28 protein-coding genes and 1 pseudogene are annotated in these 25,292 nt (G+C 43.8%); 19 read left to right on the forward strand and 10 right to left on the reverse strand.

All coding sequences use genetic code 11. The features are described 5' to 3' along the window. Nucleotides 1–52 precede the first annotated feature (52 nt). A complete protein-coding gene (locus tag AC2D6U_RS06930) occupies nt 53–898 on the forward strand; it encodes a 1,4-dihydroxy-2-naphthoyl-CoA synthase (RefSeq protein WP_484720227.1) in 846 nt (281 codons plus the stop codon). Between the two features lie 51 nt (nt 899–949). Further along, nucleotides 950–1,654, forward strand: coding sequence for an acetolactate decarboxylase (locus AC2D6U_RS06935; RefSeq protein WP_484720228.1), 705 nt, complete (start codon nt 950–952; stop codon nt 1,652–1,654). A gap of 35 nt (nt 1,655–1,689) precedes the next feature. Here AC2D6U_RS06935 and AC2D6U_RS06940 read toward each other — a convergent pair whose 3' ends face one another. The 8 genes from AC2D6U_RS06940 to AC2D6U_RS06975 form a co-directional block, all read right to left on the reverse strand. Beyond that, a complete protein-coding gene (locus tag AC2D6U_RS06940) occupies nt 1,690–2,217 on the reverse strand; it encodes a hypothetical protein (RefSeq protein ID WP_484720229.1) in 528 nt (175 codons plus the stop codon). Between the two features lie 146 nt (nt 2,218–2,363). Next, nucleotides 2,364–3,176 (reverse strand): hypothetical protein, encoded by an 813-nt coding sequence (locus tag AC2D6U_RS06945; protein ID WP_484720230.1) that lies wholly within the window; start codon nt 3,174–3,176, stop codon nt 2,364–2,366. Next, complete coding sequence (locus AC2D6U_RS06950) at nt 3,173–4,078, reverse strand: ABC transporter ATP-binding protein (RefSeq protein WP_484720231.1); 906 nt, start codon at nt 4,076–4,078, stop codon at nt 3,173–3,175. Before AC2D6U_RS06950 ends, AC2D6U_RS06945 begins: the two co-directional genes overlap by 4 nt. Nucleotides 4,079–4,107: 29 nt before the next feature. Beyond that, nucleotides 4,108–4,623 (reverse strand): DUF4252 domain-containing protein, encoded by a 516-nt coding sequence (locus AC2D6U_RS06955; RefSeq protein ID WP_484720232.1) that lies wholly within the window; start codon nt 4,621–4,623, stop codon nt 4,108–4,110. 64 nt (nt 4,624–4,687) lie between these two features. Next, entirely contained in the window at nt 4,688–5,221 is a 534-nt protein-coding gene (locus tag AC2D6U_RS06960) for a DUF4252 domain-containing protein (protein WP_484720233.1), read from the reverse strand. Nucleotides 5,222–5,240: 19 nt separating this feature from the next. Further along, the gene (locus AC2D6U_RS06965) at nt 5,241–5,777 is read right to left on the reverse strand and encodes a hypothetical protein (RefSeq protein ID WP_484720234.1); all 537 of its coding nucleotides are present in this window, start codon (nt 5,775–5,777) and stop codon (nt 5,241–5,243) included. Continuing rightward, a complete protein-coding gene (locus AC2D6U_RS06970; protein ID WP_484720235.1) occupies nt 5,758–6,279 on the reverse strand; it encodes an RNA polymerase sigma factor in 522 nt (173 codons plus the stop codon). The genes AC2D6U_RS06965 and AC2D6U_RS06970 overlap by 20 nt, the downstream gene beginning before the upstream one ends. Before the next feature lie 111 nt (nt 6,280–6,390). Then, nucleotides 6,391–7,419, reverse strand: coding sequence for a tetratricopeptide repeat protein (locus AC2D6U_RS06975; RefSeq protein ID WP_484720236.1), 1,029 nt, complete (start codon nt 7,417–7,419; stop codon nt 6,391–6,393). Nucleotides 7,420–7,477: 58 nt separating this feature from the next. Between AC2D6U_RS06975 and AC2D6U_RS06980 the strand changes: the two genes are divergently transcribed. The 8 genes and pseudogenes from AC2D6U_RS06980 (at nt 7,478) to AC2D6U_RS07015 (ending at nt 13,076) form a co-directional block, all read left to right on the forward strand. Beyond that, on the forward strand, nt 7,478–7,858 hold the full coding sequence (locus AC2D6U_RS06980) for a diacylglycerol kinase family protein (protein ID WP_484720237.1): 381 nt from the start codon (nt 7,478–7,480) through the stop codon (nt 7,856–7,858). Between the two features lie 12 nt (nt 7,859–7,870). Further along, nucleotides 7,871–8,536 (forward strand): hypothetical protein, encoded by a 666-nt coding sequence (locus AC2D6U_RS06985; protein WP_484720238.1) that lies wholly within the window; start codon nt 7,871–7,873, stop codon nt 8,534–8,536. Nucleotides 8,537–8,608: 72 nt separating this feature from the next. Then, nucleotides 8,609–10,129 carry an arylsulfatase gene (locus AC2D6U_RS06990; RefSeq protein WP_484720239.1) on the forward strand — a complete coding sequence of 507 codons (1,521 nt, stop codon included), beginning with the start codon at nt 8,609–8,611 and terminating at the stop codon, nt 10,127–10,129. 95 nt (nt 10,130–10,224) lie between these two features. Next, nucleotides 10,225–10,554 (forward strand): annotated as a pseudogene (locus AC2D6U_RS06995) (DUF1801 domain-containing protein); the annotation flags it as partial. Further along, nucleotides 10,547–11,029 (forward strand): GNAT family N-acetyltransferase, encoded by a 483-nt coding sequence (locus AC2D6U_RS07000; protein WP_484720240.1) that lies wholly within the window; start codon nt 10,547–10,549, stop codon nt 11,027–11,029. The pseudogene AC2D6U_RS06995 and the gene AC2D6U_RS07000, both read left to right, overlap by 8 nt. 60 nt (nt 11,030–11,089) lie before the next feature. After that, nucleotides 11,090–11,416 carry a hypothetical protein gene (locus AC2D6U_RS07005; protein WP_484720241.1) on the forward strand — a complete coding sequence of 109 codons (327 nt, stop codon included), beginning with the start codon at nt 11,090–11,092 and terminating at the stop codon, nt 11,414–11,416. A gap of 120 nt (nt 11,417–11,536) precedes the next feature. Continuing rightward, the gene (locus AC2D6U_RS07010) at nt 11,537–12,808 is read left to right on the forward strand and encodes an LruC domain-containing protein (protein ID WP_484720242.1); all 1,272 of its coding nucleotides are present in this window, start codon (nt 11,537–11,539) and stop codon (nt 12,806–12,808) included. Nucleotides 12,809–12,821: 13 nt separating this feature from the next. After that, nucleotides 12,822–13,076, forward strand: coding sequence for a hypothetical protein (locus tag AC2D6U_RS07015; RefSeq protein WP_484720243.1), 255 nt, complete (start codon nt 12,822–12,824; stop codon nt 13,074–13,076). 166 nt (nt 13,077–13,242) lie between these two features. On the opposite strand, the gene AC2D6U_RS07020 is transcribed toward AC2D6U_RS07015, so the two are convergent. Both AC2D6U_RS07020 and AC2D6U_RS07025 read right to left on the reverse strand, forming a co-directional pair. Beyond that, a complete protein-coding gene (locus AC2D6U_RS07020) occupies nt 13,243–14,562 on the reverse strand; it encodes an ABC1 kinase family protein (RefSeq protein WP_484720244.1) in 1,320 nt (439 codons plus the stop codon). A gap of 3 nt (nt 14,563–14,565) precedes the next feature. Next, nucleotides 14,566–15,216, reverse strand: coding sequence for a TetR family transcriptional regulator C-terminal domain-containing protein (locus AC2D6U_RS07025; RefSeq protein WP_484720245.1), 651 nt, complete (start codon nt 15,214–15,216; stop codon nt 14,566–14,568). A gap of 131 nt (nt 15,217–15,347) precedes the next feature. Here AC2D6U_RS07025 and AC2D6U_RS07030 point away from each other — a divergent pair, with 131 nt between their 5' ends. The 9 genes from AC2D6U_RS07030 (at nt 15,348) to AC2D6U_RS07070 (ending at nt 25,255) form a co-directional block, all read left to right on the forward strand. Next, nucleotides 15,348–15,968 carry a hypothetical protein gene (locus AC2D6U_RS07030; protein WP_484720246.1) on the forward strand — a complete coding sequence of 207 codons (621 nt, stop codon included), beginning with the start codon at nt 15,348–15,350 and terminating at the stop codon, nt 15,966–15,968. Nucleotides 15,969–16,106: 138 nt separating this feature from the next. Beyond that, a complete protein-coding gene (locus AC2D6U_RS07035) occupies nt 16,107–16,334 on the forward strand; it encodes a putative signal transducing protein (RefSeq protein WP_484720247.1) in 228 nt (75 codons plus the stop codon). Nucleotides 16,335–16,412: 78 nt separating this feature from the next. Further along, nucleotides 16,413–16,970: a GRAM domain-containing protein gene (locus AC2D6U_RS07040; protein WP_484720248.1), complete on the forward strand. Its 558-nt coding sequence runs from the start codon at nt 16,413–16,415 to the stop codon at nt 16,968–16,970. A 100-nt stretch (nt 16,971–17,070) separates the two neighbouring features. After that, on the forward strand, nt 17,071–18,036 hold the full coding sequence (gene rlmF, locus AC2D6U_RS07045) for a 23S rRNA (adenine(1618)-N(6))-methyltransferase RlmF (RefSeq protein WP_484720249.1): 966 nt from the start codon (nt 17,071–17,073) through the stop codon (nt 18,034–18,036). A gap of 53 nt (nt 18,037–18,089) precedes the next feature. Then, nucleotides 18,090–18,779, forward strand: coding sequence for a nitroreductase family protein (locus AC2D6U_RS07050; RefSeq protein ID WP_484720250.1), 690 nt, complete (start codon nt 18,090–18,092; stop codon nt 18,777–18,779). Continuing rightward, complete coding sequence (locus AC2D6U_RS07055; protein WP_484720251.1) at nt 18,772–20,106, forward strand: D-alanyl-D-alanine carboxypeptidase/D-alanyl-D-alanine-endopeptidase; 1,335 nt, start codon at nt 18,772–18,774, stop codon at nt 20,104–20,106. The genes AC2D6U_RS07050 and AC2D6U_RS07055 overlap by 8 nt, the downstream gene beginning before the upstream one ends. Before the next feature lie 209 nt (nt 20,107–20,315). Further along, nucleotides 20,316–23,393 carry a VPS10 domain-containing protein gene (locus AC2D6U_RS07060; RefSeq protein WP_484720252.1) on the forward strand — a complete coding sequence of 1,026 codons (3,078 nt, stop codon included), beginning with the start codon at nt 20,316–20,318 and terminating at the stop codon, nt 23,391–23,393. Between the two features lie 9 nt (nt 23,394–23,402). Continuing rightward, nucleotides 23,403–24,881, forward strand: a complete 1,479-nt coding sequence (locus AC2D6U_RS07065) for a S10 family peptidase (RefSeq protein ID WP_484720253.1) — start codon at nt 23,403–23,405, stop codon at nt 24,879–24,881. 113 nt (nt 24,882–24,994) lie between these two features. Beyond that, on the forward strand, nt 24,995–25,255 hold the full coding sequence (locus AC2D6U_RS07070) for an FUSC family protein (protein ID WP_484720254.1): 261 nt from the start codon (nt 24,995–24,997) through the stop codon (nt 25,253–25,255). Nucleotides 25,256–25,292 lie beyond the last annotated feature (37 nt).

Here is a 25,292-nt window from a genome sequence, read left to right on the forward strand (position 1 = left end):
GCTTTTTTATTATGCTTAAGGATATACTATTTTCGAAGCCAAACGTTAGATCATGAGCAAAGTCAACTGGACCACCGTTAAAACATACACTGACATCACCTACAAAAAATCAGGAGATGGCGTGGCAAGGATCGCCTTCAACAGACCTGAAGTAAGAAATGCTTTCAGACCCAAAACGGTAGGCGAGTTATTCGAAGCACTGCTCGATGCCAGAGAAGACACCTCGATTGGTGTTGTATTGCTTTCAGGAGAGGGTCCTTCTCCAAAAGATGGTGGGTGGGCATTTTGTTCTGGCGGCGATCAGAACGCACGTGGTCATCAAGGCTATGTTGACGATGACGGCATGCCACGTTTGAACATCTTGGAGGTTCAACGCCTGATTCGCTTTATGCCGAAGGTGGTCATTTGCGTGTGTCCGGGTTGGGCCGTGGGTGGAGGACACTCATTACACACCGTCTGCGATCTCACGCTGGCTAGCAAGGAGCACGCCATTTTCAAACAAACGGATGCCGATGTCACCAGCTTCGACGGCGGCTATGGCTCTGCCTATTTGGCGAAAATGGTTGGACAAAAAAGAGCAAGAGAGATCTTTTTCCTCGGCAGAAACTACTCAGCCCAAGAGGCGTTCGAAATGGGCATGGTCAATGCCGTAATCCCTCACGATGAGCTCGAAGACACTGCTTACGATTGGGCACAAGAGATCTTACAGAAGTCCCCTACTTCAATTAAAATGCTCAAGTTTGCCTTTAACCTCACCGATGACGGTATGGTGGGTCAGCAAGTTTTTGCCGGAGAAGCCACACGTCTTGCTTATATGACGGATGAAGCCAAAGAAGGAAGAAATGCCTTTTTGGAAAAGCGTAAACCAGACTTCAAGGATGTGAAGTGGATACCTTGATTATTTCGTTTACTAGAACCTCAGAGCCATAAACTGACTTAATTGCATCCAATGAAATATTTAGCTGTTACTCTATTGGTGATATTGACACTTTCAGGGTGCAGTAATTCATCTTTTAATAATTATGCGGATGTTCAGGTCGCCGGAGAGATGCGAAATGTCATGTGGAATGGAGCATTGGAAGGTAAGCTCATTCTTGATACTATAGCCAAAGCAAATGTCTATGGACTTGGACCACTAAGCGGTCTTCAAGGAGAATTACTTCTGAAAAACGGAATTGCTTATGTTGCTAAAGTAACCTCTGACAGCAGCATGCAGGTCTTTCAAGATAGTAAGGTGAGCGCTCCGTTTTTTGTGTACGCAGAAGTACGGGAATGGCAAAAAACAGCTCTTCCTAATTCAATTACTGATCCACAATCACTTGACAAATACCTGAATGAGCAAACTACGAATTACAAAAGACCTTTTGCTTTTATGCTCAAAGGTACCATCGAATCGGCTACAATTCACTTACAGAATCTGCCTGAGGGCACCGAGGTCAGCTCTCCTGCAGAAGCACATCAGGGACAAGTAACTTATGACTTAGCCGTTCAAGAGGTAGAGATTCTTGGCTTCTTTTCGAGGTCACATCAGGGGGTATTTACCCATCATGACAGTTTTATTCACTTGCACCTGTTAACGAAAGACAAGCAATTCATGGGTCATGTTGACGAAGTTACATTTGATCGAATGACACTACTTTTACCGAACCACTAAAGTCATTGCTTCACTCCCATCAACACGTTGACTCCTTAGGCAATTGGATTACCAGACGCTCTTCGCATCATCACCACTTGGCCGGAGTGCCAAAGAGCATCGGCGACAGGTCCATTGATGAATTGCCAAAAGGTGAGTTCACCGGAACTAAAAGTTGTAAAATCCTCCGTTGACATTGCTTTCAATTTCCACTCAATCAACTCCAAATTGAGAAGAGTCGCTAACCTGACTTGCTCAAAATCATCCTGATCACCGATACTCGTCGGCGTCGCACTGAAAAAAGTAAGCATGAATTCACTGAGCCCATGAATATGCCGGATGGTTTCCCAAGTAGTTCTGGCCGTTTCGTCGGGTCGATAGGCCAGGTCTTCAGTTCGAAGGTCTTCGGAGGCCCAATAGTAACGAAAGCCTAGGCCCTCTACCATTCTGGCCACAACGTTCGACGTAGTAAAGTCGACTTCAGTCTGTGAAATATCAGCAAAGCGATCACTCTTCAACGGTTTCGCCTCTTGTGCTAAGAGGGAGGAAGTAATGAAAAGACTGAGTATGACATTCCGTATCATATTTCGATAATTTGACTTGTAATGATAGACATTATTAGAACATCATTGCGAGACTCTCAAGAAAGTGTCGAAGCAATCCATTTTTTTTAAATAGACTGCTTCGTTCTCTGCCTTTACCGGCAGGCAGGCTCCCAAAGACGATTCTATTAAAGATCTCGTTTAACCACCAATTTGATGGTCGCCCAATAGAACAGAGCCCCCCAACCGGCAACCAATGCCAGCTCTGGAAAGGTCACAAAGTCTTGAATCTCCATGAAAACGTATTTCGGAAATGGATTATGGATCAAGGCATTAATCGACTTCACAGGCAAAAGATATTCTATCCATTGCTGATCCTTTACTTGGCCCCAGATGAAAAACCCATTTTCAACCGCTAGAATCCAAAAAACCAGGATTCCCATGGCGATAATCGCCTTTTTGATCAACGTGCCGATAAATAAGGTAAAGAGCAAAAAGGCAAAAAGTTGAAGAAAGAATACCAGCACGAAATAGGCATCCTCAAAGATCAAGACAAAAGAAACCTCAGAAGAATAGATGAGTCCTGTGATCAAGCCCAACACAAATAAGGTAATGGCTGAAGCCGCCGCTAAAAATCCCGCCAAAATGATCTTCGACCAAATGAACTCGTATTTGCTCAACCCATCGATCACATTCTGTCTCACCGTGCGGTAGCTGAACTCATTGGTTATGGAAAAGATCAAGCTAAAGCCCAACAGCAGCTTGAACCAAATGGCCACAGAGGTTAAATTCTGCCAGATATCTGGGAATTCATAAAACGGAATGATGGTTGGGTCCACCCCGTCAATGTCAAAATCTTCAATTTTTGATTTTAAATACTTTAAGAAGGGCATGACCCCTACTGCGATGATGGTCAGTGCCAACAAATAAAGACTACTGAGCCACTTGAATGCACGATTGGGCCAAAGTTTTTGTAATTCTATTTTTAATAGTCGTATCATTTTTGACCCCCCTCTTCACCGTGTAAAATTTCTAAGAATTGTTTTTCCAGACTCTTGGTCTTGATCACCAAGTGCTTGGCTATGATCCCTTGATCAAATAAATAAGCATTGATGTCTTTTGCACCGTAGCCATCGACCATCGTCGCAGTGTACTTATCCAATTCCCGCTTAACTTTTTTGATCATCTCTGAGGCCTCAAGCACTGCTTGGAGATCTTCATGATCTGCCTTGACCTCGACGGTTAAGTCACCTTTGCCAACATCTTCCACCAACCCCGTATAGATGAGTTTACCACGTTGCAGTACGCAGAAATGTGTGCACACCTTCTGTACCTCATCCAGCAAATGACTGGCCAGTATGATGGTTTTCCCGCTATTGGCAATTTCGATAATGAGGTCTCTGATCTCCGCAATACCCTCAGGATCAAGTCCATTTGTCGGTTCATCCAATATCATGACCTCAGGGTCGCAGAGTAAGGCTGATGCTATCGACAACCGCTGTTTCATCCCCAACGAATAGGTTCTAAACTTAGACCCTCCTCTTTCCATTAGACCGACTTGTTCCAGTACTTCTGTCACCCTCGACTTCGGAACACCTTTGATGTCGCAAACGATCTTCAGGTTTTCAATACCCGTTAAGTAGGGGTAGAAAATGGGATGCTCTAAAATGGCCCCGATGCGCTTTCTTGTGTTTTGATCTCCTTTTTGACCAAACCACTCAAATTCTCCGTTTGTCGGATTGATCACATCCAGCAGCATGCCCAGGGTGGTGGTTTTGCCACTACCGTTTGGGCCAAGAATGCCGAATACATTGCTCCTCTTGATCTCGAGATTCAATTCATCAACAGCCTTTATTTTGCCATAGTGCTTCGATAAATTTTTAATGCTTAATACAGTATCCAAATCGTGTTGTTTTGAGTTTAAACTTGGGATTAATTGAAGGCGTCCTGCCAATTCAAGACAGCAGAACTATTGTTGATGAACTCAGAGAACTTCAGGATATTATTGACATTTGGGTAGCCTTCTATATCCAAGACACTGATTCGATCTTCCATCCTAATCAAGACGACAAAACCTTCAGGTTCCCCACCCCTTTCCTTCATCATCACCTCCATGTTGGCTCCATCGGCTCTTGCCATCATGAGTTCTTCATAGTCCTCGTTCATGACATCCTTTTTCAATTCCGCATACAGCTCACCATTGTTGGAGAGATTGGCCATCTCATAGCTAAAGAATTTGACCTTTTCAATTCCTTTGATGAGATCGGATAAGGGAGGCATTTCACCAAAATCACTATCCACTCCACCGCCTATTGCCTCTAAATTGATGCGTGAGTACATTTTTAAGGTACTCTTATAGAAGAAAAGCTTTAAATCAGGGGTATGTTCATTACGAAAACGCTCGACACTTTTGCTTTGAGCAAAAGCGCCGAACGTTGTACCTATCATGATAAGGGTAATTATAAATCGTTTCATACATCCAGTTGTTTTTGAGTTTTGACCAAGGAGGGGATTAATTACCCCCTTTTTGATCTAGGAACTCAAGTTCCTCAAAACCATCCATTCCAATGGACTTCGATAGTTTGTAAAGCGCATTCAAGTCGATACCGTCGCCAACAATACTCAACATGCCAAATTCTGTATTTCCACCCATGACCATGAAAAGTTCGTCGATCTTGTTGTTCTTTTCTTTGATCATGAAACGGATGTCCTTGTCGTCTTCTCTCACAGACATCAACTCTTCGAAACCTTTGCCTTGCACCAATTTGATGGCTTCTTTGTACATCGATCTTCCGTCTACATTTTTGTCTTTACCAAGAACTTGCACCCGTTTGATCTTCCCTAGAGATTCTTTCATCAGGGCTTGTTCCTCTGAGGTTTCAAATTCAATGTTACTGATCATTTGAAACATTTTCCCACTAAAATTCACATACATGAACGTGGTGTCTTCAGTATACTTTTCGAAATACTGAGTGATTGCCGTACTCTGAGCATTCGCACTCAAAGCAAAAACGGCCAAGGCTAATGTTAAAACTAACTTTTTCATATTTACTTTTATCGTTTTCTTAATTGTTTACATTCATTTCCTCGAGCAATTCTAGGCTTGTTTCGGCACTGCTCAATTTGCCAATAGCCGATAATTCATCTGTAGCAGACCCCAGTGCACTGAGTTCATTCACCGTTCGATTTCCTTTGTTCATGTAGTTGGAAACCATCAGTAGTTGCTTTTTTAATTCAGCATAAGCTTCCTCGGGTGACTCAAAGGTATCCTCAGAGCTATATGTCTCTTGATTCTGAATGAACATCACTGAACTGATCGCCATCACAAGAACAGCAGCGGCAATGCTTGCATACCGATTCAGGTATGTTTTAAAGCTGACCACTTTTGCTTCCGGCTTTTCAATGGCTGCTAGTATCTGTGCATCGAAGGCATCATCAAGGCCTTGAGTAGACTCTTGCTCGAAATATGCCATCAAATCCTTCTCATTATCAAGACTTGGATCCTTCGATTCCTTCAATAAGGCCTTGAGTTCTTGCTCTTCTTGAAGGTCTGTTTCCGCATTCCAGTACTTTTCTAATAGTTTATCCAGCTTGGAGTCCATATGCTTCTACTTTTATTAAGCTCTCTTTAATCTTTCTTCTTGCCCTGAACAAATTCGTTTTCACCAAATTGATGTCGATGTCCAGGTTCTCTGCGATCTCTTTGTACGAATAGCCTTCGATGTCTCTCAACTGCATCACCTCACGTTGTCGTTGCGGCAGTGCGTCGATCAAGGCCTCGATTCGTTTCATCAATTGTGATCGCTCTGTAACGGCATAAGGCGTGTCTCTTTCTTTTCTTGTGTCAAGCTGCACTTCGAACGAATCGGTTCTTTTCACATGCTTTGACCTCAATTTGTCAAGCGCCTTATTACGTGTGATCTGCATGCACCAAGCTTCCAGGTTTTGAACAAAGACCATTTCGTCTCTCTTCTCCCATACTTTGATGAGGACTTCTTGCACCACATCCTTTGCCAATTCTTCGTCCTTGACAAAAGTCAAGGCAAAGCGAAATAGCTTATTCTTCAGTGGTAAAACCTCTTCTTTGAAGCCTGTTACATCCATAATCACTTGCAAGACGACTTGGTCTTTCTCCTTGTTAACAAGAGAAGATAGAAAAAATAAAAAAAGCCCCTTGAGGGCTTTTACTGAGTGGTTTTATGGAAGCATTAAAGGCTAAGAACGTCGACAATACTGGTTAAATAACCTTTGTCCTTCTGGCTCTTTACGTTCCATCGACTGCTGCAGCTTTTGACACGCCTCATCCTGCTTGTCTAATTTCAGTAGGGTGGCGCCCCAATAGTAATGAAGGAAATTCATGTCCTCTTCTATCCTTGCGGTTTGCACAAAATTGCGAAGCGCATCGTCGTAGCGCTCCATCAAAAAATAGTAGATGCCCTTATTCCGATAAGCCCATGCATTTTGCGGATCAGAGACGATCGCGCGGTCAATATCCTTTCCTCCTGCTTCTAGCTCCCCCTTCATGAGTTTTAGAAAACCACGGTTATTCAAATAAATGCCATTGCTTCCATCAAAGTCCAAGGCTTGTGTAATGTGTAACATAGCAGCCTCATAATCACGTTTTTCAATTGCCATCATGCACCGGGTATTGTAAATATTGGCTTCTGTAGCATCCAAGGCCTCTGCGGCTTTTAACTTGATCTCAGCTTGTTGAAACTCCTTCATGAAGTAATCGGCATTGGCAGCATTCACCAGGGCCTCAACATTAGAGGAGTCTTTGCTATAGGCTTGATTGAAACTGGCTGCTGAAGCGGGATAATCTTTCATGCCAAAATTGGCCAGGCCCATTTTAAAGTAGACCATTGCTGAATCAGGAAAATACTCCTTTGCCCACCTCAGATCTCGTATGGCATCTTCATTTCGACCGGAAGCGATGTAGGCATCCACTCGATTTCCTCGAGCCTTGAAATGCTCATCATTCATTTCTAAGATCACCTTAGAGTAATCTTGAATGGCATTGAAATACTCCCCAGACTTGTAATAGGCTACCCCCCTGTTGTTGTAGGCATCTTCTAATGCCGGGTATTTATCGATGGCTTCTGAATATAGTCGAATCGCCTCTTTGTACTCTCCTTTATTCAGGGCCTCATTTCCTTTGAGAAAGAAACGAGCCCCTTTGATTTCGTCGCTTTCGCAAGAAAAAACGAAACCTATCACCAACAGACTAACAAGCAATTGTTTCATAGTGGATTTAATCTTAAACTCAATTGTCAATGATTGAACGAAATTAGCATCTTAACTCATGGTCTCTAAGCAAAAGGTGAAGTATAGTGTTTGGCAAAAAACGGGTTTTGCCTTGAAGGGAATCGTTAGTGCCTTTCGTGAGGAGATCCATCTAAAGGTACACGCTTTTGCTGCTTTCTCCGTCTTCATGGCAGCTTGGTATTTTCAAATTGACACCACCGAATGGCTGGTCATTGGTATATTGGTCGCCTTGGTGATAGGCTTAGAGTTGATCAACACGGCACTAGAACAATTGATGGATGCATTACACCCTGACCATCACCCTGCGATTGGAAAAGCAAAGGATACGGCCGCAGGTGCCGTGCTCTTCGTCTCTCTAGTAGCAGCCGTCATCGGAGCAGCAGTTTTCTGGCCTTATATTTGCTCCATTTGGTGCTAAATCTTAAGCAACATGAAAAAACTACTAACCTTCCTTGTTTTACTTTCCATTGGTTCACTGAATGCTCAAGAAGTTGTCATCAAGGCCAAGACGAATACCGAAGACATTGTCTACGTGATCAGTATAGATGATGAGAAAATTGAAGTGCCAAATTCAAAAAATGTATTGAACGATCTTGATCCTAATTGGATCGACAATATCAATGTTTTCAAAGGGAACAGCATTCCAGTACGGATCAGAACGACATATAAAGACATTAGAGGTGTTATCAATATTGATTTAAAGAGTGACAAAGCAGCAAGAGCTTTCTTCGAGCAACTTAAAGATAGCCTCCCGGTCATTGTTGTAAAAGAAACTGGTACCGGAATCGAAACGATCAAAAATATGGACACCAGCCAAAACTTGTCTATCCGGACTAATTCCAATTCAGCAATAGATGCTTTGGTTAGAATAAACCATGAAGGTGTTTATTACATTCTTGACTTTAAGGAATTTCAAGACATTAATCCCAATGACATCAAAGACATTACGGTAATTAAAGACAAGGAGACACTTGTCAAGAACAATGCTGAAGATAGACCAGGTATAATCGATATCAAATTGAAGAATAACGAGAGAACTGATGAACTCATCAAAAGGGTGATCGAAAAACAAAAGGAGAAAAAAGATCAAAACTAAAACAATCGAAGGCAAATAAACTCACCCAATACATCTCAATCGTTTTTCCTAAATTAGAGAAACGATTTTTTTATGTCTCGCCACGTCGTCTTCATCTATTTGCTTTTATCCATTCTCGGTTGTCAAAAGCAAGTAGAACCACCCAATATCCTTTTCATTCTAGCCGATGACCTGGGCTATGGCGAACTCGGAAGCTACGGACAACAACTCATCGAAACACCTCATTTAGACGAATTAAGGGCCAATGGCATGAAATTCACTCAGTTCTATTCCCCTGCCCCAGTTTGTGCACCCACTCGGGCCATGTTCTTAACCGGACTTCATGCTGGTCATGCCTACATCAGAAGTAATGACGAATGGGCGGAGCGCGGAGAAGTATGGAACTACGAAAAAGCTTCTGCTGATCCCGCACTGGAGGGGCAACGACCTTTGCCCGCCAACAGCCCGTCTATTGCCAAAAGACTACATGCGTTAAACTACCAAACCGCACTCATCGGAAAATGGGGACTTGGCGCACCAGGAACCGAGGGCGTTCCCAACCAAATGGGTTTTGATTATTTCTATGGGTATAATTGTCAGCGCCAAGCACACAACCTCTACCCTCCACATCTATGGGAGAATGATCAGAAAGTAACACTGAACAATCAACTGGTAGCTCCAGGCACAAAACTGGCCCCAACTGCTGGCCCTTATGCAAATGCATCTTATGACCGATTTGAACAGACTGCCTACGCGCCTCGCTTGATGCATGAAAAAGCACTGGAATTTATCCGTCAGCGAGACAAGGAAAGACCGCTGTTCTTGTACTATGCCAGCCCTTTGCCCCATGTCCCATTGCAAGCCCCGCAGGACTTGGTTAGTTACTATGTCAATAAATTCGGTGATGAAGCGCCTTATCTTGGACAAAAAGGTTATTTCCCGAACCGTTATCCTAATGCCACTTATGCAGCCATGATCACCTATCTCGACCAGCAAGTAGGTGAATTGATCTCAGGCTTAAAAGAACAAGGGATTTACGACAATACGCTCATCATCTTTACAAGCGACAATGGACCGACCTATGCTGGAGGAGTTGACCCGGAATACTTCAACAGTGCAGGTATCTTTCCCAATGGATATGGACGAACAAAAGGATTCACCTATGAAGGCGGAATACGCGTTCCTCTCCTGGCTTCATGGCCCGGCAGGATCCCGGCCAATAGTTCCAATGATCATATCGGCTCTTTCTACGATTTCTTTCCTACTTTCTTAGCAGTAGCTGGTGCCGAAGCCAGCTCGGCTACTGATGGAATAAGTCTAGTACCTACTATGACCAGACAAGGAGAGCAAGAAGCACATGAGTACCTGTATTGGGAATTTCCTAGCTACAATGGACAGCAAGCTGTTCGTTATGGGCAGTGGAAAGGACTGCGGATGAACATGAACGATGGGAATCGCGCCATATCATTATACGATCTTACCGTTGACCCTACAGAATCAAATGATGTAGCCAAGGAACATCCCGAAATTGTTAAAAAAATTGAGTCGATCATGGCGACTGCTCATGTGAAACCACAAAACCCTAAGTTCAACCTTCCGATTGACAAAGAATAAGCATGGCTAAAAATCAGAACAAAACCCAAATGACCAATGACAGCGTTGTCGCCTTTCTGCAGGCGATCAAAGATGAATAGCAAAGAGAAGACAGTTTTGCCATCAAAGCAATGATGGAAAAGAGCACAGGCGAACCTGCCAAAATGTGGGGCGCTTCGATCATTGGCTTTGGCACCTATCATTACGTCTATGAAAGTGGTCGTGAAGGCGATTTCATGAAAACAGGCTTTTCTCCACGTGCTAAGAACATCTCGCTTTATCTGATGACGAGATTTTCTAAATACGAAACGCTGTTAAGCCAACTAGGGAAACACAAAACGGGTAAATCATGTCTCTACATCAATAAACTATCAGACGTCAACCTTACTATTTTGCACAAACTGATCGAACATTCTTGGGCTAAAATGACGTCAACTTATGGCTAAGATCATCGGACCTCAACAAATGCTCTCTGATCAAGAGTTTGGACAGGTGTTTCAGCTCTGGAATTCAGAATATCCTATTGGCATCAATTACCCGAGTTTAGAGACCTTCCAAGAGTTTCTCAAAAATTTGGGTGATAAAAAGCATTACTTGATCAAAGCCGGAAATGAACTTAGCGGTTGGTTGATGAGCTTTGATCGAAATGACGGACGATGGTTTTCTATCATTATTTCACCAAGACATCAGAAGAAGGGCATTGGCAAAGAGTTACTGCAATTTGTCATGTCTCATGAACAAAATCTTCAAGGCTGGGTTGTAGATCATGACGGCGATGTAAAAGCAGACGGCAGTCCATATCCCTCACCAATCGATTTTTATGTCAAGTTAGGCTTTGGTATTTATCCTGAACAGCGGTTTGAAAAGCCGGGCATCTCTTGTGTAAAAATCCAACAGCACGAAAAAGCTGTTCACAGCTAAAATTTGCGATAGTAAATTATTTGGTAGGGTTTTGTTCTGATCGTTGGTATCATGCATGTAATGCGGAGAGTTTTTACCTACATATTGGCAACAGTTTTATTCCTCTGCTGTGTCTTCAGTGAGGACCTTCTTCCCCAGAACATCTCTTACGGTCTTCTTAGCTCTGTCAAGCGCAATGCATTAAAGGATAAAAAGGAACTCTACACCGACATGAAGACCATCGTCAAAGATGGCCTTGTCAAATTCGAGCTGTATACGCCATCGGGTGAGCACGTAGGTACCATCGAAAAGCCAGAAGATCTCACCGAAGAGTTGGCCATTCGTTTCAGCGTAGAAAACCTCTCCATCCGAACCGTGACCACAACCACTCCATTACGCATCGACTAGCTCCTTATAGCATTAAATTCGTACGATCACCACGTCAATCGTCCCCTCTTTATTGCTACTCATCGAAAGCTAGAGAATAAGGAAAGGTCTCTGACTAACTTGCCTTCAAATGTCGAAGTCATGAAAACGCTTGCCCCCATCTCCGTCCTCACTCTCATCATTTTCGCACTTACCGCTTGTATTCAAGAGCCCGACTTTTGCAGCCTGCCTGTTGATGACATGTCTGAGCTCAATATACCTGACGGTTTCGAATTCAAGTCTGAAGAAGCCTTCGATCTTGTGATCAACCTCGAACTGGAAGATACCTCGTCCTATGCGAAGGTTGTCATCAGTTCTGATAATGATCGTTTGTTCGAAGGGGTTATCAGTCCGGGCAGAACACCTTTCAACTTTGACCTTCCTTTTCACAAAGAAGATATTGAAGTAGTGGCCTACTGGGACGACCGAGTAGCAACCAAAACCTTTGAAAAATACGAGGCGCTCACCTTGAATCTCAATGAAGAGAGTTTTACTTACGAAGGTGTTGGCGGCGTAGCTTTTGCTGCCAACAATAAAAAGAAAGACGATGCGGATGATGACGGAGTAAAAGATAAGGACGATCTAGAGCCCGATAATCCCTTGGTCTCTCAAGCCATTTACATCCCGGCTTTTGAGTCTTTCAATACCATCGGATTTGAAGATGCCTGGCCCAGTGAAGGCGATTATGACTTTAATGACTTGGTGGTTTCCTTCAACCTGAACAAGTTCATGTCCAAAAAGAACGAATTATCAAGAGTGGAAACCCACTTCAAAGTACTGGCCATTGGCGCTGGTTATAACAACGATTTCTGCTATACCATTGATATTCCGGTCGACCAGTTGACCATAGAAGTATCCGATGCCACCTTAGCCTATGAAGTATTGGGCTATGATGGCATCACAGAAGTTCGGTTTGCAAAGATAAAATCAGCCTTTGGAACAAATGGCTTTGTCAATACTGTTGAAACGGATACGTATTATGAACCTTTGGAATTCACCGTTACCTCTACTGTGAATGAAAAGTTCAAAGCTAACGGCAATGACCTGGCCTACGATTTCTTCATCCGCATCAATGGAGAAGAAGGAAGAGAGGTCCACGTAGCCGGCAAACACCCAACCGGAAAAGTGAACCGCACCTATTTTGGTACGGCAGCAGATGATTCCAACAAAGGACAGTATTATGTGAATAAAAGAAATTTACCATGGGCTGTCATGATTCCTGAAATATGGGAATACCCGGCTGAAAAGATCGAGATCATTCTTGCTTACCCAGATTTCATTGATTTTGCACAGAAGAATAGCAACATGCCTTGGTACAGTGATTTCCACGGAGGAAACGTCAATCGATCAAAGCTATTCAAAAAGAAACGCTAAGACCTGAACCCCAATGAAACGTCTTGTCATATATCTGCTTGCACTGGCCCTATTCCTTCTCTGTATCTTCAATAGGAAATTACTACCAACAAACATTTCCTATGAGCTTTTACCCAAAGAGAAACGAGAAGCATTGATCATGGAAAAAGAGATCCTCAGGGATTTCGACAAGATGAACAGCGCAGCGTCTCCGACGACTCACTGGTCTGGATTATCAAGAGACTACCTAAATCCCAGAGAAAACCCAGCGTATTTGATGGCCAGATAAAGTCGAGCCTCTTTTCATTTGGAAATAGAGATTCTTGAGCATTGGGCAGATCAAGGCCTCTACATCCAAAGATTGGGTCTGATGATAAACTGAGCTTTCCTGCGACACAACCATTCTGGTCATTCCTCAGAAAGAACATGCGCCCTCCTATCCTTCAGGAATTCTTTTAAACAGCAATTTTAGCTACCCACTCTGGCTTTGTGGTTTTCACCTTAGCCTTTAACTCATTCAGGATATTGTAAAGTCCGAAATACGTGCGATTGATGTATAGTCCATCTCTGGCACCTCTCGCCTTTTCGGATTCTCTGAACTTTTTAGATGCAGAGATTTCTTCTCCCAGCAAAAAGATCTGCTGAAAGTAATCATCTTCACCAAAATCGAACTCTTCTTGATGGAAGGGCTTACCAAGTAGCGCCATCATTTCTTTGATAATACCTGAAAAATAGACCTTATCTGCCTCGCTGTCATTATCATAAATAAACTGCAATTGCTTGAAGGTATTCATCAAGGTATCGTCCGCAGTGAGCATGTCTTTTCTAATCAAGCTGAAGTAAGGATCATAAAATTCGTCCGGTATTTCTTTCACACAACCGAAGTCAATGACTCCCAATTCGGCCTCTTTGTTGATGATAAAATTACCTGGGTGAGGATCCGCATGAACTTGACGAAGGGTGTGGATTTGGTAATCGTAGAAATCCCACATTGCCTGCCCTACCTTATTGCGATCTTCTTGCGACGGATTAGTCTTAATGTATTCTTTCAGCACATGGCCATCCATCCAGTCCATGGTGATCACACGGTCAGAAGAGAACTCGGGGTAGTATTCAGGAAATCGTAGGTTTGGAATGTGTCGACAGGCCTTGGAGATCTCCATCGATCGCTTGACTTCTAGTTTGTAATCAGTTTCTTCGATCAGTTTCGTTTCGACCTCTTCCATGTAATGATCCAAATCCTTTTCATTGAGGTTCATCAATCGAACCGCAAAGGGTCTGACCAATTTGAGGTCTGACCGCACACTATTGGCGACTCCCGGATATTGGATTTTAACAGCTAGTTGCTTGTCGCCTTGACGTGCTTTGTGGACTTGACCAATTGATGCTGCATTTACAGCATTTTTGGTAAAGACATCAAAGATCTCCGAAGGACTTTTCTTGAAATGTTGTTGAAACGTTTTGACCACCAAAGGATAAGACAAAGGTGGAGCAGAATACTGCGCCATAGAGAATTTATCTTGATAGGCTGTTGGAAGCATGTTCTTGTCCATGCTCATCATTTGAGCCACTTTCAAGGCGCTCCCCTTCAGTTCACTCAATGAATTATATATATCGCGTGCATTGTCGCTATGCAATTCATCCTTGGTCAGCTTCGGATTTACCGCCTTCTTCGCATAATGCTTCACATAATTCCCCCCTACTTTTGCCCCTGTTTTTACAAAACGGGCTGCTCTCTGTACTTTGGAAGTCGGTATCTTCGATTGCTCCTTCATTGATTATCTATTCTGAAATAAGAATTTTCCAAAATCTAGCATGGTGTCTAGCGGGCCTGTACCCATTAGATCAAATGCCAGGTTGACTGATTTTTCGATCGCTGCATCAGTTTTTTCGAACCCTTTGCTCTCATCTTTGATCCAGAAGTTGATCAAGAATAAGAATTGTACCCAAATCGCATCCTCATAACGATCTGAAATGTAGGGCCTTGTTTTTACCTCTTCTGTTTCTTTGGCTTCCAGCATGAGGTCGGTGACAAACTCTTTGAATGCATCACGTACAGCCATTAGGTAGGCTGGTTTTAAGTCAGGCTTATTTCCCTTTGGTATTGTTTCTAAAATAAAGCTGCGATATGACTTCAACACCTCGATCCAGGTATAGAAAAAGGCCAATAGCTTTTCACGGACGCTGTACTCAGCAAATACTTCATCTGCGTTTAAACGATCGATGGTTTCTTGAAATAAGCCTAGCCAGATGTGCTTTTCTACATTTTCAAAGGAGTTAAAGGAATCGTAAAAAACCTCTTCTTTGATCTTCAGTTCCTTAACAAATTTAAAAATAGACGGAGGCTTTGTTCCATGCTCTAGGACATAGTCTACATAGGCCTTTTTAATCTTTTCTTCTGGGCTTGTTGCGGTCTTTGCTTTTGCCATTCTTCTGCTTTTGTCTGCTTAACATGGGTTTAATTAAAAAGGTTGTAATATTTCGATCAAATCGAAGGCAACTTGTTCATTTGTTCACATTTGGCCCATTAGCATCGTCATTGGGTCAAACTGCAAACACAATGCTGACTTTTTTAAAAAACAGAAGACTCGTAACGCTCACTCGTCTTTTTCTTGGCGGAATTCTTTTTGGCGCCGGAATGTCGAAGCTCTATGTCGACCATGCCTTTCCCGGTCTCATCGGACCTGTTTGGCTAGAAGAACGCTTGGCAGAACATGGATTGGCCCTTTTTGCACGGTTTGTTGCTTTTTCACAAGTATTAGCGGGCATTTTGTTATTGACACAACGATTCGCCACGCTAGGAGCTATCATTAGCTTCCCATTATTCCTGAATATTCTATTGGTGACTATTTCTCTAGAATGGCGAGGCACTCCTTATGTAAATGCCGTTTTCCTTGCCATGAATAGTTACTTGCTTTTGATCGATTTCCCCAAGCTCAAGTTCATTTTTACGGATACAACAGCGGATCAACTGCCGCTTGTCAGGGTGCGGAAAGAGCCACGAAAAGACATCCTTTTTTTGACTGCCTTGGTATTGATCTTTGTCTCGATCCCCTTTTCTTATGTTAATCTTTACGCTGCATGGGGGCTTGTTGCCTTGTGCCTTGGTGTGATTGCTTGGATCCAGCTGAGAAAAAAAACAACACCGAAAGAAACATCCTCAAAAGTCAATCGTCTTTAGAGTGTTCCAGCAATGGAACTATATACATCCAAATCGTGCCCTGGTCAGTAATGGCTGGGGTTACTTTTTTGTTCTATGAAGTTGTAAGGAACCTACTCAACTGAAGAACGTATACTTACAAGATCAAACGTGGATAGTATGAAACTCATTACCATTAAAAAAGCCCACAATCCAGCAGAGCTAATGGCGCTAAAAGGACTTCTTGAGGCCAGTGATATTCCTTGCTTCATCAAAAATGAGAACATCACCCAGGTTATGAATTACATGGTCACTTTTGTGGCTGAGCTACAGATCATGGATGCTGATGAAGAGCGAGTTCGAGCGCTCTTGGAAGAAGTAGAAGCCTCTACAGCAAAGGATTCCTAGTGCTGAAAACAGTTTAATCTTCTTTTTTCAATGGTTTTGGTCTTCTGATTTTTACACAAGATGATTATCTTGACCTTTATGAACACACCATCAGAAATTGGAAAAGAAAGAAAACTGTCGCATAAGGAGAAGCTTTTACTCTCATTGATCGGCGGGTTTTTATTTGCAACCTTTTTCATCTTTGTAGAAGATTTTGACCTCAATTCTTCGCAATCTTGGTTTGACTACTTTTTTCGCCTGATCTTCTTTGGTTTATTCTTTGGTTATGGGTTTGATCGGATGACCAAGCTCTTAGGTGCTCGTGTTCACTTCACAAAACCAGCAAGGCATCAAGCATTTGAATCATGCATCGCAAAAGGACCTGCCAATTGCTTTTATGGATGGGAGGCCGTCGGGGGTGAGCTATTCATCACGAATGAAGACCTAGTGTTTGTTCCACATGGTCTTAATATTCAGATGAAGGTCTTAGAAATTCCTTTAGAGGAAATCAAGCAGATTCGGGCAAAGAAAACGTTAAACCTACTTAACAATGGAATACGTATTAAAACTGATCAAAAACATTACAATTTCGTATTAAATGAGCGATACCGGTGGATAGAACTATTGGAAAAAACAACTATTTCTTCGCAGCATTGATCTCGTCTTTTTAATTTGTATCAACCTCTAAAGCAGGTTCATAAACCCAAAAATTACCCCCGAATAATGCTACCTTGCACAGGATTAAACTGAGCATTGCGTGACTAAGAAAGCCAAAAAACATCAAGAACCGACCAAGGCAAAACTTCACATTAGAAATCTTCACAGAGAAAAGTATAACCTCAGCGCCTTAGTCAACCGTGTACCTCCTCTCAAAGCGTACATTATTCAAAATGTAAAAGGAGAAGACACCATTAAATTTGCTGATCCTGAGGCGGTCATGCTATTGAATAAGGCTTTACTGCTGACACATTACGACATTGACCACTGGGAATTACCCTCAGGTTATTTATGTCCTCCCATACCCGGAAGAGCCGATTATATTCACCATGCCTCTGACCTATTGGCCGGCAAAAATTTCGGTAAGATCCCCAAAGCGCACCTGTTCGATGTTGGGGTGGGCGCCAATTGCATCTACCCTATTCTAGGTACAGTCCTCTACGATTGGACATTTGTGGGTTCAGAAATAGATGGCTTTGCCATTGCTCATGCAACTGACCTCTTGCATAAGAATAAGCGCCTCCAAGATAAAGTACAGCTTAGGCAACAAGTAAACCACGCCAATGTGTTGAAAGGCGTGCTAAAATCGGACGAATTATTCGACTTGGTGATCTGCAATCCTCCTTTCCATCAATCAGCACAAGACGCCCAAGAACAGGCAGATCGAAAAGTGAAAAATTTAAACAAAGGCAAGGCACTTGAAACCCAACTGAATTTTGGAGGGCAAACCAACGAATTATGGTGCCCTGGTGGCGAAAGGCGATTCATTAGTACCCTTATCAATGAAAGTAAGGAAATGAGCAAGCAGTGCTTTTGGTTTACATCGCTGGTGTCGAAAGCAGCACACTTGAAGGCGTTGCAAGATTCGCTTGATTTTCATCAGGCAGTTGAGGTGCGCACCATCAACATGACGCAAGGGAACAAATCCAGTAGAATTTTGGCCTGGACCTTTTTGACAAAGGAGGAACAAGTCGAATGGAGAAAATCACGCTGGGAGAAGAAGTAAAATATAACCTATCTTCTTACTTCCTACTTGTACGAAATCTTTAATTTGCGTCTATGGACAAGGAAATCAAAGAGATCAATGGCCATGAGCACATCCGGTATAGCCATGTGCATTATGCAGCACAAGAAATGATCGACCGTAGCCAGAAATTTTATGATTGGATGGAAACCCGGCGTTCTGTTCGAGACTTTTCTGATAAAGCAGTGCCTAGGGAGGTCATCGAAAACATCATCAAGTCTGCATCCACTGCACCTTCGGGGGCACACAAACAACCTTGGACATTCTGCGTGGTCAGTAACCCCGAGTTAAAGAAACAGATCCGAGAAGCGGCAGAAAAAGAGGAGTACGAAAGCTATACGAAGCGCATGAGCGAGGAATGGCTAGATGACCTGAAACCGATGGCGACCGATTGGCATAAACCTTTTTTAGAGACTGCTCCTTATTTGATCATCGCCTTTAAACGACCATACGAATTGGACGAGGAAGGTAAAAAGCATCAAAACTATTATGTGAATGAATCCGTAGGCCTTGCCTGTGGTTTTTTGATCTCTGCTATCCATGATGCGGGTTTGGTGACGTTGACGCACACCCCTAGCCCGATGAAATTCCTAGAACAGATATTGGAGCGACCAAGCAATGAAAGAGCCTTCTTATTGCTTCCAGTGGGTTATGAGGCCGATGAGGTTTATGTACCCAATAACAAGAGAAAAGCCTTGGAGGAGGTGGCTGTTTTCTATGCGTAAGGTCATTTGGGCACTTCTTTTTCTTCTGGGTACTAGTTCCCTATGGGGGCAGCGATACAAAGAAAAACACATCCGTAAGGACCTCGAGCAATTAACAGGTTTTGAAAATGCCTTTGTCGGTTTTGCTTTGTATGATCCTGTAAAGGACAAAATGCTTGCGACGCGTTACGCCGATAAGCACATGACACCAGCAAGTAACACCAAGCTTTTCACTTTTTCCGCCTCTCAACACTATTTCAAAGGAGCCCTACCAGCACTGGAATACGTTGTGCGCGAGGATTCGCTCATCTTTTGGAGTACCGGTTATCCACTGACCCTGCACCCGGACCACCCGGATCGTACGGTCATTGATTTTCTGAGCTCTCAAGAACAAACGCTCTACTATTGGCCACGACCAATAGCAGATGGACGTTACGGCCCCGGCTGGAGTTGGGATGATTATGGAGGTTATTATGGTGCCGAAAAATCTGCTTTTCCCATTTATGGCTCTAGCATTCGATTCATCATTGACAATAACAGCCAAAGCTATCAAATGGAGCCCGAGCACCCGGGTCTAAAAGTCGAAATCAGTCCTGAACTCTCGAACAGAGCACGAGTGAGACGAGATGAGTTTTGGAACGAATTTGAGATTCGATTTGATTCAACACCTGCCCCTGACGAAGCAATTGATACATTGGTCGTTCCCTTTCGTTTTAGCAATCAATTGTTCCTTGAACTACTCTCACAGCGCATTGGCAAACCCATTCAAAAGATCTCGAGCTACCAGAGGCCACAACGAGTTGAGATATTGCCCGGAGTGGAAGCAGACAGTCTGTATCAATGGATGCTACAACCAAGTGACAACTTATTTGCTGAATCGCTCTTGCTGATGGCCAGTGGCAAACTTTCTGACACCCTCAGCACCAAAGCCCTGATTCAAGCTGAAAATGAACGCCTGAAGGCCATGCCTGATCGAGAAGAAAAGGACGAACTGGTCTGGGTCGATGGCTCCGGACTCTCGCGCTACAACATGTTCACCCCTAACCAACTCATTTCGGTATTGCGTTCGCTTTATAAGGAAAATGGGGAAGACCTGTTGTTCTCATTGCTTCCCCAGGGTGGACTTTCTGGAACCTTGAAAGACTGGTATGCTGGAGAAGATGAGCAGCCCTACGTCTTTGCAAAAACCGGCACGCTGAGCAATAACCATACGCTCAGCGGCTACATTAAAACCAAAAAAGGGAAAACACTGATTTTCTCACTTATGGCAAATCATTACACCTGTTCGACCGAGCAGATCAGAAAGAACTTTGGGGTGATCCTAGAAAAAATTCATGAGGCTTATTGACCTATAAGACGAGCGTTGGAAGTCGGAAGTCTAGGATTTGAGGTAAGGAAAAATGGATTCTTGAGAAATCCACTAGATGGAAGGTTGATCTTACCTTTTCAATTAAGTGATGCTTACAATACCCTGAACGTTTTAACTGCCGTTCCTAAAAAACACCCTTTCAAGAATCAATAGCTTGCTTATCTTAGGGAAAAGAAACAACCTTAAACATGAGAATAAGACTATTTCTGACTGCCTTCCTATGCAGTCTAACAGCCATCGGACAGCAATTAACGCCCGAACATTTCAACGGTTTACAATTCAGAAACATTGGTCCTGCCGCGATGAGTGGCCGAATTGTAGATCTGGCCGTTGTAGAATCTGATACTTACACCTTTTATGCGGCATCTGCAACGGGTGGTGTTTGGAAAACCACCGACAACGGAGTGACCTTCAAACCTGTTTTTGAGAAGGAAAATACTCATTCCGTTGGTGATATCGCCGTTCACCAAGCGAATCCAAATATCGTTTGGGTGGGCACTGGAGAACGCGCCAATAGACAGAGTTCCTCATGGGGTGACGGCGTCTATGTATCGCATGATGCCGGTGAAAGCTGGAAACATGTCGGATTAGTCGATTCTCATCACATCGGTCGGATTGTCTTACACCCAACGGATACCAACGTGGCCTATGTTGCCGCTATGGGTCATTTATGGGGTCCAAATGAAGAAAGAGGCCTTTACAAAACATCTGATGGAGGAAAAAGCTGGGAGCGACTGATCTATGTGGACGAAAACACAGGGGTGGTCGATGTTGCCATGGACCCTTCCAATCCCAACATAATGTATGCTGCTACCTATCAGCGAAGAAGAAAGCCTTATGGTTTTCACGGAGGTGGACCAGGCAGTGGATTGCACAAATCGACTGACGGAGGAAAAACGTGGAAAGAATTGCGCAATGGGTTGCCTGAAGGAGATTTTGGCCGAATAGGAGTCTCCATCTATCGCGCTAACCCGGAAGTGGTCTTTGCTTCTGTTGAACAAGGTTTTCAGTACAATGCCTCCACTGCTTATAACGAGCGAAGAGCGGGCTTGTATCGTTCAAAAGACAAAGGTGAGACTTGGGAATTCATGAGCGACTGGAACCCGCGACCTATGTATGCCTCTCAACCTTTGGTTGACCCTAGTGATGAATCACGCATTTACATGATGAACCAATACAGCTATTCGAGCGATAGTGGAAGAACCTTCACGGCACCACGTCAATCGCTCCATGGAGATGACCGTATCCTTTGGGTAAACCCGAATGATTCGCGCCACGTAATCAAAGGGGATGATGGCGGTATCGGTATTTCCTATGACAGAGGACTCAAATGGCTCTTCGTTAGCAATTTACCATTGAGTCAATATTACCGCATCTCTGTGGATAATGCCAAGCCGTACAACGTATATGGCGGATTGCAAGACAATGGAAGTTGGGTAGGCCCAAGTGAAACCTACCGTGCAGGAGGCATACTGAATGCTGACTGGAAACGCCTAGGTGGTGGCGACGGCTTTTTGAATCTAGTGGATAGAAATGATCCAGATGTGGTCTATACAGAATCACAATACCTAGGCCTATCACGTTACAACATGAAAACCGGGCAAAGACAAAGCATCCGCCCCGGCGATCCAAAAGGGCGCATTGGTGCAAGAAGAAACTGGGACGCATGGGGACCTGGACTTCCAGAGCCTGAATTAGGCAATGCCATGGCACCAGGTAATTGGGATGGTCCTTTCTTCTTATCTCACCATGATGGCAATACCATTTATGCAGGAACCAACGTTTTGTGGAAGAGCTCAGACAATGGCGAGACTTGGGAATCGTTGGGTGACCTGACCACTAAAGTGAATCGCAGAGAACTCACCATTATGGGGCAGCGCGCAGACACCAGTACCGCTTCTCTAGATGATGGAATTCCTTATTACCCTACCTTGACAGCAGTAGCGGAAGACCTTTTCACCCAAGGCATGCTTTACGCAGGGACTGACGATGGCTTATTGCAGGTCTCTTGGGACGATGGACAAACGTGGAATGATGTGACCAGCCAATTGGAAGGGTTACCAAAAGAAACGTGGATCAACACCTTTGAACCTTCTCAGCATGCTGCTGGAACAGCATATGTGGCCATCAATAACTACCGTAACAACGACTTCAATAATTACATCTACAAAACCTCCGATTATGGAAAAACTTGGCGTTCAGTAGAAGGCGACCTCCCTGAAGGTAGAGTCGCAAGAACGCTGAGAGAAGACCCTCGCAACCCGAACGTCTTGTATTTAGGTACAGAACTCGGTCTTTTCTATTCCAACAACGGCGGAAACAACTGGGTGGAATTGAAAAGCAATATGCCAACCCTCCCTTTCAATGACTTGGTGATTCAAGCCCGCGACAATGACTTGGTGCTGGGAACACACGGACGTGGCGTTTGGATTCTCGACAATATCAATGCCTTGCAGGAATTGACTCCTGACTTATTGAGACAACAGGCCGCATTGTTTAGCATTGGGGATGCAGAGATGATCAACTATAGCCGCGATGGAGCCCATACTGGCGACATGTACTACAGAGGCGAAAACCCAACGTTTGGTGCAGCAATCGACTATTACCTAAAAGATAGTGTCAGTCGTAAGGACATTGCCATAACCATCCATGAGCTATCCGGTGAGCAGATCTCTAGCGTCCGCGCATCAAATGACAAAGGAATCAATCGAGCACATTGGAACTTCAGGTATGAGATCGATGACCCTAATTTAAGTGGCAGATCACGCCTAACTGGCCCTATGGTCAACCCTGGCCGTTACATCGCCAAGCTGACGGTTAATGGACAAGAATACATGCAGCAGTTCAATGTGACAGATGATCCAAGATTGAACATAGAAATAGGCGTTAGAAAAGCCTGGGTCCGTTCACAGTACGAGATTGCTGAGGTCTATTCAAAGATCGCCGCTGACATGAAGGACGTGATGGATGTCGCCAGACAATTGAACCAGTTGGAAAGAGATAAGATCTCTTACGACGAAGAAGCTGCTGCACCTTTTAATGAATTGAACAGAAAGTACCGTGAGCTCCAGAGCAGAACCCGAGGACTTTACTTCGAGGTGGGTGGATACATCGGTCCCTGGACGGATGATCAACGTTCTCAATTTGCCTACTACACTGAAATGGCCGATAAATTGGCCCAAGAGAAGGCAGATGTAATGAAAAACACCATCCCACGCATCAATAGAGGATTGAAAAAAGCAAATCGAATAACAGTAGATCAATAAACTTTTTTTATGAAAAGCAGAATTTCAATGACGCTTTGCCTACTGATTATTTCAATCAGTGCCATTGCGCAGGACAGAAGCATACAGACTGAGTTCACGCAGGTATCCGATCATCAAGTGACCATCAAAGGCAAGAAAGTGCCTTATCAGGCAATGATAGGCACGCAGCCGGTTTGGGCTGAAGATGGGCACCCCATTGCAACCTTGTTCTATACTTACTACCGAAGATCTGATGTAGAGAATACCGACAGAAGGCCATTGGTCATTTCCTTCAATGGAGGCCCTGGTTCCGCTTCGGTTTGGATGCATTTGGCTTACACTGGACCAAAGATCTTAAAGATAGACGATGAAGGTTATCCCGTTCAGCCTTATGGTTTCAAGGATAACCCCTACTCGATTTTGGATGTCGCTGACATCGTTTTCGTTAACCCCGTCAATACAGGGTATTCGAGAATTGTAGACCCTGAAGCGGATAGAAGCCAATTCTTTGGTGTCAACCAAGACGTCAGGTACTTAGCAGAATGGATCAACACCTTTGTAACGCGCAAAAATCGCTGGAACTCACCCAAGTATTTGATCGGCGAAAGCTATGGCACGACAAGGGTATCCGGGCTGTCACTTGAACTACAGAACAGTCAGTGGATGTTCTTGAATGGGGTGATTTTGGTTTCACCAACTGAATTGGGTATTGACAGAAGTGGCCCGGTTGAAATGGCCAATAGGCTGCCTTATTACACGGCCGCAGCATGGTATCACAAACAACTGCCCACTGATCTTCAGGCCAAAGACCTTACAGAGGTATTGGCCATGTCCGAAAACTATACACAAAACAAATTATTGCCCGTATTGGCCAAGGGCTGGTTAGCTTCTGAAGCCGAAAAAAATGAAGCAATCACCAATTTTGCTCGTTTCTCCGGTCTGGAAGAGGACGTCATCCGTCAAATGAACTTGGATGTTCCGGAAAGTTTCTTTTGGAAAGACTTGCTGAGAGATGAAGGATTTACCGTCGGTCGTCTAGACTCTCGCTACAAAGGCATTGACCGCATGGATGCGGGCATGAGTCCTGATTATAATGCCGAGATAGACTCTTGGCTCCACTCCTTCACCCCTGCCATCAATTCCTACTTCAAAAATGAATTTGGTTTTGATACGGACGTGAAATACAACATGTTTGGTTCGGTGTATCCCTGGGACAGAAGCGGTGACAATACCGGTGAGAACCTCAGACAAGCTATGGCGATGAACCCTTATTTGCATGTGATGACGCAAAGCGGCTACTTCGATGGGGCTACCACCTATTACAATGCGAAGTACAACATGTGGCATATGGACCCGAGTGGACGATTGAAAGACCGCATGAGCTTTAAAGGCTATCGATCAGGACACATGATGTACCTGCGGAAGGAAGATCTTGAAAAAGCCAATGAGGATATCAGACAATTTATCCAAATGAGTTTGCCACCTGCAGGTACACCGGCCAAATATTAAATAGATTCAAGCCTTAAGCTGCAAGCTCCAAGGCGTCTAATCTAATCACTCAATCACAAACTCATAAGGGGCTTCGGCCCCTTTTTTTATATTTGACTTCTAAAATGCTACCTATGGATTTAGATAGTCTATCTCAAATGACAGATGAAGAACTGCTGGAGATGGCGAAACAAAACAAGCCCTCTCCTATTATCGATGCCTTTTTCATTGGCTTTTTGATCGGCATCATCGTTTACGGGGTTGCAGCCAACGCACTGGGCTTCGCTGCCTTGATCCCTTTATTCTTGATCTATCTTATGTTGAAAAAGCCGAAACAATACCGTGATCTTCAGGACGAATTGAAGAGAAGGAATTTGCAACAACCTTCCTCCTGATCATTGGTCTCAACAGCAACACCAAATTCGACTCAGG

The sequence above is a fragment of the Roseivirga sp. YIW32 genome, from assembly GCF_057219245.1.

Excerpts from the sequence above, each read along its gene's own strand:
- AC2D6U_RS06970 (WP_484720235.1), bottom strand. The coding sequence starts at position 6,279 with ATGGATGTAACAGGCTTCAAAGAAGAGGTTTTACCACTGAAGAATAAG.
- AC2D6U_RS07040 (WP_484720248.1), top strand. The coding sequence starts at position 16,413 with ATGAACACACCATCAGAAATTGGAAAAGAAAGAAAACTGTCGCATAAG.
- AC2D6U_RS07005 (WP_484720241.1), top strand. The coding sequence starts at position 11,090 with ATGCGGAGAGTTTTTACCTACATATTGGCAACAGTTTTATTCCTCTGC.
- AC2D6U_RS07050 (WP_484720250.1), top strand. The coding sequence starts at position 18,090 with ATGGACAAGGAAATCAAAGAGATCAATGGCCATGAGCACATCCGGTAT.
- AC2D6U_RS07010 (WP_484720242.1), top strand. The coding sequence starts at position 11,537 with ATGAAAACGCTTGCCCCCATCTCCGTCCTCACTCTCATCATTTTCGCA.
- AC2D6U_RS07025 (WP_484720245.1), bottom strand. The coding sequence starts at position 15,216 with ATGGCAAAAGCAAAGACCGCAACAAGCCCAGAAGAAAAGATTAAAAAG.
- AC2D6U_RS07035 (WP_484720247.1), top strand. The coding sequence starts at position 16,107 with ATGAAACTCATTACCATTAAAAAAGCCCACAATCCAGCAGAGCTAATG.
- AC2D6U_RS06930 (WP_484720227.1), top strand. The coding sequence starts at position 53 with ATGAGCAAAGTCAACTGGACCACCGTTAAAACATACACTGACATCACC.
- AC2D6U_RS06985 (WP_484720238.1), top strand. The coding sequence starts at position 7,871 with ATGAAAAAACTACTAACCTTCCTTGTTTTACTTTCCATTGGTTCACTG.
- AC2D6U_RS07065 (WP_484720253.1), top strand. The coding sequence starts at position 23,403 with ATGAAAAGCAGAATTTCAATGACGCTTTGCCTACTGATTATTTCAATC.
- AC2D6U_RS06955 (WP_484720232.1), bottom strand. The coding sequence starts at position 4,623 with ATGATAGGTACAACGTTCGGCGCTTTTGCTCAAAGCAAAAGTGTCGAG.
- AC2D6U_RS07000 (WP_484720240.1), top strand. The coding sequence starts at position 10,547 with ATGGCTAAGATCATCGGACCTCAACAAATGCTCTCTGATCAAGAGTTT.
- AC2D6U_RS07015 (WP_484720243.1), top strand. The coding sequence starts at position 12,822 with ATGAAACGTCTTGTCATATATCTGCTTGCACTGGCCCTATTCCTTCTC.
- AC2D6U_RS07020 (WP_484720244.1), bottom strand. The coding sequence starts at position 14,562 with ATGAAGGAGCAATCGAAGATACCGACTTCCAAAGTACAGAGAGCAGCC.
- AC2D6U_RS07030 (WP_484720246.1), top strand. The coding sequence starts at position 15,348 with ATGCTGACTTTTTTAAAAAACAGAAGACTCGTAACGCTCACTCGTCTT.
- AC2D6U_RS06960 (WP_484720233.1), bottom strand. The coding sequence starts at position 5,221 with ATGAAAAAGTTAGTTTTAACATTAGCCTTGGCCGTTTTTGCTTTGAGT.
- AC2D6U_RS06975 (WP_484720236.1), bottom strand. The coding sequence starts at position 7,419 with ATGAAACAATTGCTTGTTAGTCTGTTGGTGATAGGTTTCGTTTTTTCT.
- AC2D6U_RS06980 (WP_484720237.1), top strand. The coding sequence starts at position 7,478 with ATGGTCTCTAAGCAAAAGGTGAAGTATAGTGTTTGGCAAAAAACGGGT.
- AC2D6U_RS06945 (WP_484720230.1), bottom strand. The coding sequence starts at position 3,176 with ATGATACGACTATTAAAAATAGAATTACAAAAACTTTGGCCCAATCGT.
- AC2D6U_RS06990 (WP_484720239.1), top strand. The coding sequence starts at position 8,609 with ATGTCTCGCCACGTCGTCTTCATCTATTTGCTTTTATCCATTCTCGGT.
- AC2D6U_RS06940 (WP_484720229.1), bottom strand. The coding sequence starts at position 2,217 with ATGATACGGAATGTCATACTCAGTCTTTTCATTACTTCCTCCCTCTTA.
- AC2D6U_RS07055 (WP_484720251.1), top strand. The coding sequence starts at position 18,772 with ATGCGTAAGGTCATTTGGGCACTTCTTTTTCTTCTGGGTACTAGTTCC.
- AC2D6U_RS06935 (WP_484720228.1), top strand. The coding sequence starts at position 950 with ATGAAATATTTAGCTGTTACTCTATTGGTGATATTGACACTTTCAGGG.
- AC2D6U_RS07070 (WP_484720254.1), top strand. The coding sequence starts at position 24,995 with ATGGATTTAGATAGTCTATCTCAAATGACAGATGAAGAACTGCTGGAG.
- AC2D6U_RS07060 (WP_484720252.1), top strand. The coding sequence starts at position 20,316 with ATGAGAATAAGACTATTTCTGACTGCCTTCCTATGCAGTCTAACAGCC.
- AC2D6U_RS06965 (WP_484720234.1), bottom strand. The coding sequence starts at position 5,777 with ATGGACTCCAAGCTGGATAAACTATTAGAAAAGTACTGGAATGCGGAA.